8 protein-coding genes are annotated in these 7403 nt (G+C 53.0%); 4 read left to right on the top strand and 4 right to left on the bottom strand.

Annotated features, from left to right (window positions below):
* Positions 1-312: 312 nt before the first annotated feature.
* Together ACOYNV_RS24385 and ACOYNV_RS24380 are read right to left on the bottom strand one after the other, a co-directional pair.
* Positions 313-684 carry an ATP-binding protein gene (locus ACOYNV_RS24385; protein ID WP_422902409.1) on the bottom strand — a complete coding sequence of 124 codons (372 nt, stop codon included), beginning with the start codon at positions 682-684 and terminating at the stop codon, positions 313-315.
* Positions 674-1129: a hypothetical protein gene (locus tag ACOYNV_RS24380; protein ID WP_422902408.1), complete on the bottom strand. Its 456-nt coding sequence runs from the start codon at positions 1127-1129 to the stop codon at positions 674-676. The genes ACOYNV_RS24385 and ACOYNV_RS24380 overlap by 11 nt, the downstream gene beginning before the upstream one ends.
* A gap of 279 nt (positions 1130-1408) precedes the next feature.
* Between ACOYNV_RS24380 and ACOYNV_RS24375 the strand changes: the two genes are divergently transcribed.
* The 3 genes from ACOYNV_RS24375 to ACOYNV_RS24365 all read left to right on the top strand — a co-directional run bounded on the left by ACOYNV_RS24375 (position 1409) and on the right by ACOYNV_RS24365 (position 4355).
* Positions 1409-2290 carry a hypothetical protein gene (locus tag ACOYNV_RS24375; RefSeq protein WP_422902407.1) on the top strand — a complete coding sequence of 294 codons (882 nt, stop codon included), beginning with the start codon at positions 1409-1411 and terminating at the stop codon, positions 2288-2290.
* 38 nt (positions 2291-2328) lie between these two features.
* Positions 2329-3141 (top strand): hypothetical protein, encoded by an 813-nt coding sequence (locus tag ACOYNV_RS24370; protein ID WP_422902406.1) that lies wholly within the window; start codon positions 2329-2331, stop codon positions 3139-3141.
* A gap of 644 nt (positions 3142-3785) precedes the next feature.
* On the top strand, positions 3786-4355 hold the full coding sequence (locus ACOYNV_RS24365) for an ankyrin repeat domain-containing protein (RefSeq protein WP_422902405.1): 570 nt from the start codon (positions 3786-3788) through the stop codon (positions 4353-4355).
* 103 nt (positions 4356-4458) lie between these two features.
* On the opposite strand, the gene ACOYNV_RS24360 is transcribed toward ACOYNV_RS24365, so the two are convergent.
* The gene (locus ACOYNV_RS24360) at positions 4459-4932 is read right to left on the bottom strand and encodes a hypothetical protein (protein ID WP_422902404.1); all 474 of its coding nucleotides are present in this window, start codon (positions 4930-4932) and stop codon (positions 4459-4461) included.
* Positions 4933-5173: 241 nt separating this feature from the next.
* On the opposite strand from ACOYNV_RS24360, the gene ACOYNV_RS24355 reads away from it, so the two are divergent.
* Positions 5174-5533 carry a phage antirepressor KilAC domain-containing protein gene (locus tag ACOYNV_RS24355; protein WP_422902403.1) on the top strand — a complete coding sequence of 120 codons (360 nt, stop codon included), beginning with the start codon at positions 5174-5176 and terminating at the stop codon, positions 5531-5533.
* Positions 5534-6402: 869 nt separating this feature from the next.
* On the opposite strand, the gene ACOYNV_RS24350 is transcribed toward ACOYNV_RS24355, so the two are convergent.
* Positions 6403-7403: CHAT domain-containing protein (locus tag ACOYNV_RS24350; protein WP_422902402.1), on the bottom strand; the 1001-nt coding region annotated here is incomplete at its 5' end.

The raw sequence follows: 7403 nt of genomic DNA, 5'->3' as shown, positions 1-7403 counted from the left end.
ACAGTTTTCAGGCGCAGCAAGGCCTGGCGGCACGAATCACGGGAAAATGTATATACATTTTTTTGTGCCCCAAAAAGCGTTCCCCGAGCTGCTCTGTGAACGTGATTAGGAATAGGCGTTAGCTGCTTTTACGCGGAATTCCCAATTGATTTGAGGCCAACAGATGTGCGCTCGTTGCGACATGTGGCAACTCCTTTACACCCCAAGCGACATCAAACTACTCGTCGAGATGGACAGAGCCCATGAGGACGTCTGTGGCCCGGCCATCGCCCACCTCCTGCAGCGCGCCTACCGTGACTATGGTGATGACCGCTATGAGCGCTTGGCGACCCTGTCGGTCACGTTGGCGTGGTCCTCAATGAAGCGGCGGCGGAAGAGATTCTGAATCTGTGGCCGGTTGATCTTCTTCGGCCAACTCCAGTCGAACGTATCGAGCGTCTTGAGCACCGGGAATCGGGCGAGCCCGACCCGTCGCTGGATGCTCCGGTCTTCGCGCTGGTGCGCCTCGCCCTCGATCAAGCGTGCCAGATAGTCGACATGAGGCCACTGCTCCGCCCCGGCGTCCTGGATCAGCGATTCGAAGTGCTCGAGCACATACGCCAGTTTCAGGCTCACCAGATGGGCGCGCAGCGATTCGGTGAGCGTTGTGCCAGCGGAAGCATTGATCGGACGTTCAGTGCTCATCGCCGTGCCCCTCATAAAGTGACAGATCCGGTGCGGGGATCTCGATGTCCAGGAGATCCTGGCGGGTGAGATGCAGCGCACCGGGCTCGGGCGTTTCACGCGCCCGCATCTCAAGAATGTTGGCGATGTACTCGCAGCTGTACGCCGCGAAGGCGATGCCGTCCTGGATCGCCCGGTCGACCGCATCGACGCCGTAGATCTCACTCAGGGCAACGATCTTGCGCAGGTGATGGCGGGGGTTCACACGTCGTTGCTCGATTCCCTCGACATAAGCCTGCGCATGACGCGACAGGCTCAGGAACTGCTTGAGCAGTCGCTGTTCCCGGGCATTGTGCCGTTGTTCAAGGAGCGGGAACGAGGAAAAGCGAAGAAGAAAGAAGAACGAACAGCGAGGAAGAAAACGCAAAAAAGCCTTCAGATAAAAGGCATCGAAGAAAATCCACAAAGAAAATTCAATACGTTCGAACCACCAAGCTCACGTGACGTTCATAACGCCGCTGACACCAGCATATATATGCTCTAGGAATCATGTTCAGAAACAAACCGTGACGGCTGACTACCTACTTTTGACGTAATCCTTTAGACTTATTCATTTAACCCGTCAACGCACACAAGCAAGTTACCTACTACATCCCCGCTTCATGCTCATACTTGGGTTGGAAAATACTGCCGTCGGAAATGGGCATTAAGATCGTCCAAGTCCTCCTGGCGGGGAAAATATCGAATGACTATGACATCTCAGGAGTTTTCCAGGCTTAAGCTGCTATGGCCATATCGCCATGGCTTGCATGTGCCTGTAGAACGATGGCTGAATACTGCCCTTCAGGTAACTTTGCAGGATCAGCGGGATGCCGCACGGAAGGAGTTTTGGACCCTGGTTCACATGGCGTTGAGGCGCCCCAATCTGAGCGTATTGCACCAGATAAACGAGTCAAAAGAGGATCTGGTCTCTGAGTTCTTAGTATTTGGCTTGTTCAAGACAGAAAGTACGAGATACGACACGCCCCCTGACAGCCAGTATAAATTGCAAGGCTATTTCAGGGACTTCCTGCGCGACATCAGGGAGCGTAGAAGCAAACTCGTCCAGTACGGCACCTCCGAAGAAGTCGAGGAGAACCACCGGGATGCGCTGGCGTGCAGCCATGGATCAAACTGCACCCCATCTGAGCCATGGTTCCTAGATGAAGATGCATACCGGCAAAGTGCCGAGTTGTTTGTCAATGGCTTGAACAAGTATCACCTTGTCTTGCTTCAGCACTCCTTTTGCCATGAAAAATCGGCACGATTGGTCGAACAGGAGTACTCCTCAATCTGGAATCCGCAGGCCGCACATGCGCTGAGCCAACACAGGGCAGCCACCTTGGGAGCTACGTTGCCCCACGCGAAAACGGACATCCCGCCTTCCTATTTCCAGGAGACGGAAATAGGAGCATGGATGAGGTGCGTTCTCGCAATTTCACCAGGCAGTACCCAGTGGCACGACTCCATCCCGGCCCTGGCACGCCTGCTTTGCGACGTGGCTTGGAGTGAAAAACACGTGCTGGCGTCTAAACATCTACCTACAGGCAATTCTTCCAAAAAACAGGTTAGTGCGTCACCAAAGTAACCTCAGGTCAATGCTTTTTCAATGAACACGCAAGTCAAATGGATAAAGAAATGATCAAGCTATGGCCTCCGCTGGAATTCGTCGACATGAATTTATTCCCGTCCAAAAAGGAAGAGCTGCCGATCAGCGACAACGAGGGTTTTCTGGAGATGTCGGTTCTGATTGGAGCGGATGCGGATAATGATGACTCCATTCCCGAGATGCCTTGGTGGCTCAACGACTGGTGTGAACGCAGAATAGCGGTGCATCAATCGTTCGTCGAGGCAGTGTCGACGGACAAACTGAAGCCGGGGACGCTTATTAAGCTAGGGAGCCTAGAGTTCCCTGACTGGCCTCTGGCCGGGCCACTAGGGTTGCTGCTTGATTGCCCAGTACGATCGAGCAGTCAGCCCAACCAGAAGAGGCGTTGGTGGGCGTGGGTGGCTGCCGAAGAGACCGGGTATGCTGGCGACGAGGATGTAATCCTGGACGAGTCTGATCTCCCCTTCGATCCTGCCGTCGGCATGATCCAGCTATGGAACCGTATAGAAGTCCTGTTGCCGCCGGAAATTGACCTGGCCGGTTTGCTTGGCCGTAAGAAATATGACCTGATCGTTGAATATTGGCAGCGGCGGTGTCGGTCGTACTTGAAAGGTTCGGCCAGGTTGGATGTACTCGCCCGACTGGCCTATTCACTTCGCGACCAAGCACGACCGGGTACAGTACAAGTGATAGACATCGATGATAAAACGATGACGGTGGGCACTCCTGTTGGTGGGGCTGCAGACCCTCGTCACCTTTACCGGAAATTGTATGGAGACGCCGCAGCCAAGGTGCAGAAATATTTTCTGGCCGACACACGCCGAGAGTGAAAAGACTAGGCATGAAGCCTGTGTTCCCCGGCGGGCGAATCCAGTAATCATCGATTCTCCGAAGCAGTTTACTTCATGGTAAAACGCTTCAGCGCAGGACACCTGTTAATCCGCCATGACGAGGATCTGCTTGCTATCGTTCCAAGTCCAAACAGAAGGGCGGGATGGCCAAATATGCTGTTCAAGCAGAAGAGACTCGCACGCCGCCAACGGCAGGTTCGGAGCACAACGATCCCTATATGGAGATTTGCTGATAGCCATGGTCCTAGTTCGGTCACATTGAGCGCTTGGATGTGCGACAACCGTACCGTTTAAGGCGGCTGATACCCCCTGATGAAGCGCCTCACGAAAATATCAAACTGTTACTGCCCCCCCCCCGCAGAGCCGGAGGAACTCCCAACGGATTCGCCTCAGATCGTTCTATTGACAAATCACAGCACGAGGAGTCGCGATTAATACGAAACAGCCCTTGGTGACAACGCGCAAGATTCCAGGCAAGATGGATGACGAATGATTCTTCGAAGCCCACCGCCAGCTAAGGTTGCCTGCGAGAATTTCCGCGGCCAAATGCGCTACGGATAGCTCCATGAAGCACCAAATTACCAATTTTAAATTATATACTGCCTGCATGAATTGGAGAAACTATGACTAAATTGAACCGGGCTGAGCAAGAAATGATTTCTGAAATAGTCATTCCCAAAAAAAAGATTGTGTCTTTTAAGAAAATCCTTGCCGGAAAGGACGTTAACTGCATCTTGGATTACGATGATAGTTGTTGGAGCATGCTGATGCTGGCTATTTGGTTCAATTTCACAAAGGGCATCGAGTATTTGATTCAGCAGAAGTGCGATTTGACGTACAAATCTCCTGGCGGCATGAATTCGATTCTTATTGCCACGCACAAAAACAATCCAGCAATGATCGAGACCCTTGTCAGCGGTGGCGTTGACATCAATCAGGCGAACGACAAAGGATTAACGTCACTGATGCTGGCCTCCGAGAAGAATAATATTGATGTGTTTCAGAAGCTCATCGACCTCGGGGCGAAGACAGACTTGCGCGACAAGCAGGGACATGGCTGGAAGGACTACAGCAAGGAGGATTCCGCGTTCAGGCAGACTCTGCTACTTCAGGATTGCCTCAAAGAGGGTCTGCTACTTCAGGATTGCCTCAAAGAGGGGAAACCGCGGCCGCCGGAGAAGGGTCGGATGTGACTATCCATGACTTTGTTGCGAAATTCGCCAGGCAAGGAGGGCAAGAGCCGGCGCCATCGCACTCTGACATCATATTTTTAATTCTCCTGATTATTGCAAATCTTCAACCAGCCTTACCTGTGTTTGATGGTAAGTCAGTTGCTTCGACAAAGGTAACTGACGTATCCTGAATTTTCCGATATTTTCCTGAAATACCCGCTTCTTGATGGCCACTTTTTGAACGATAAGAATCCAGCAAACATGCGTCTTTCAAGGCAGTTCTTTCGGAAGAATGTATATATACAAAAAACGGCCAGAAAATCAGTCTGCAGTGTATATATACAAAACCTCTCGATCCATGCAATTTCAGTGCTTTACCGTGAAAAACCATGACTGAACGACAAGACAAAACTCTCGCGGCCAAAACGGCACGATGGGCAGTCAAAGAGCGAACCGGCGTGCCTCCACTCTGCCAGCCGCGACCACGTAGCCCCCATGCACCCCAATAGTGTTTCTTCACTACGATCAGGGCACGTGCATGGATGGAAAGGAGTTGCCACATGTCGCAACGAGCGCACATCTGTTGGCCCCAAATCAATTGGGAATTCCGCGTAAAAGCAGCTAACGTCTATTCCTAATCACGTTCACAGAGCAACGCGGGGAATGCTTTTGGGGCACGAAAAAAATGTATATATACATTTTCCCGTGATTCGTGCCGCCAGGCCTTGCTGCGCCTGAAAACTGTGATAAATACAACATTGCAAAAATATCGCGAAAAATGAAGTTTCCCCCAGAGGCTCCATGGAGAAAGACGAAAAAACCCCCTGATTCTTACCTATATGCGAAACAGCGAAATTGTTCGGAAGATCAAAAAGTCATTGGTCAAGGAATTCTACCGGTTGGCTAAACAGCCAGCGCACGATCCCATGGCGGCTTTATCTGAGCCAGCGGCCCTTCGTCGCCTGTGGCTAATTTGCAGCGACAAGGTTATCGCTCTTGAAAGCACCGTTACTGCACAAGCGCCGAAGGTGGCGGCGTTTGATCGAATCAAGCTGGCTGATGGTTTGACGAGCATTCTTGACGCAGCTAAAGCCCTTGGCGTTTCCGAGCGGAAGATTTTGATTCCTTGGCTACTGCAACATCGTTGGCGTTACCGCCGGCCTGGAACGAATAAGTTGATGGCTATCAGGACAAAATGAATTGTAACAATCCTGCTGTAACAACTTCTGTAACAAGCAAACAGGCTGTTACAAGGAGCACTGTTAGCCAAAAGGGCCAAGCGACCGCTATCTGATGAGTTAACTGCCGTTTAGACTCGTCGATTTTTTCGGGCCGAAACGACCGCTGATGGCCGTCTGCTTTCGGCCGCGAAGCTGCCGTTCGCTTCGAAATATCACTTTTGCATTTTGAACGACTGCTTATCAGTTTCTGGAGTTCGCCGCGAAGGTCCGCTTTTCAAAACCCCGACTGACTCCTTTGGGTCGGTGGCTGTCATCAAATTCTGATGGAGTCGAAAGGCAGGAATAAGAGTACAGCGGCCGCTGGGCATGCAAAAATCATCAGGCCGCTTTTAGTCTGAAGCTGCCCTTGGCTGCGGTGCCGAACATTTTTCGAGTGAACGGCAGGTTACCGCTGGTAAGCGGCCACACAGTTTTCATGGGTGGCTGACGGCATCCGACCCAGAAGAGACTGATGACATTTTCATCTCGAATGGCGGCTAACTTATCGGAAACCTGCCGTTCAGGATGACGGCGTGGCGGTCTGAACCTCGGCCAAAGCGGCCATTGGCGGCTTGCGCCTTGAGAGTCAGCACCTCTTCGCTTTGCCACCATTCGAGGGGGGCCGCCAAAAACAATCCGATCTGATGTGACTTGGGCGACCGCTTACCGAAAAGCGCCACTCAACCTATTGACCCAAACCAGCCCGTCGAGGCAGAGTGGTTATCGAGTGGCTTCAGACTGATTGCAGCGGCTCAGTTTTTTCAGAACCGCCGACTCCTGGGTGTTCTAAGGAGGCTCTCGTTCTAACCCGCCAACGGACAACACCCCAGCCACTTAAGGTTGTCCAACTACTTTCCGCCATCCCCTACCAACGCATAAGGTGCCCAGAACAAAGGATGCGCGTAAGCAAAGCTCCCCGAGTTCTGCTGCATCAGTGACAGCATGGATTGTCGCAAGGCTTCGGCACGAGACAGGGCGGCATCCTTTGCCTGACGATCAAATACCCCTGTCACTAGCAAGCGCGCCGAGACCGATTCCACCGACCAATGGGTCACCAGCAAAGCACGGGTGCCGGCGTAGAAAAATCCACGCCCCAGTCCGGACACCGCATCGGCACCGCTGCCATCACCGGCGGCCGTATTGCAGGCACTCAGCACCACCCAGTCCGCATCCAGTTTCAGGTTCAGAATGTCCGTCAAGGTCAGCAAACCATGTTTGCCGTCATGCGGGTTTGCCAAGGCCAAGGACGGCTCACTCACGCCGGGGAAATCGCCCGGCAATAAGCCATGCGTGGCGAAGGCCACAATGCGCCGTTTAGAAAGGTCTACGCGTTGAACGTTCGCCTTGCTTGCGTCTGCACCGAGGAAGACATCCTTGGTCGGGTCGGCCTGCAAGGTCGCCGCCAATGACAGCACTTCTTCGCGGGTGTCCGGTAACGGTGGAATCGCGCCGTAGTCCATCCAAACGGCATCTGACGCAGCCGCTGGTGCGGAAGATGCAGCGTTCGTCACCGGAATAGAGCGGCGATCCATAGCGAGGTTACGCAGCTTTCTGGCCGAAGAGGCCGCCACTTGGGTCTTGCCGAACTGTGGATCGCCAAAACCGATGAAGGGCGTACGGTCTGCTCTGGCGGCAGGCAAGCGACGCAGCACGGCCAGCGCATTGACCGAGGGAAGCTGAGTGATAGCGTACTGCCGAATCAGCCAAGGCACACCAGCATATTCGCCATAGGGCATCGCGCGGGTAGCTGGCAAGGTAGATTTTGCGGTCGGTAAAATCGCCAGCGGCAATAGGCTCATGTTATCTCGCGCCCCTATGGAGCCATTTGAATCGCGGCTTAATGGAGCCA

The organism is Propionivibrio sp., assembly GCF_049316945.1.
In the GTDB taxonomy this organism is placed as follows: domain Bacteria; phylum Pseudomonadota; class Gammaproteobacteria; order Burkholderiales; family Rhodocyclaceae; genus Propionivibrio.
The sequence above is the reverse complement of the archived record's forward strand: the minus strand, read 5'-3'. Positions and strand labels throughout refer to the sequence as shown.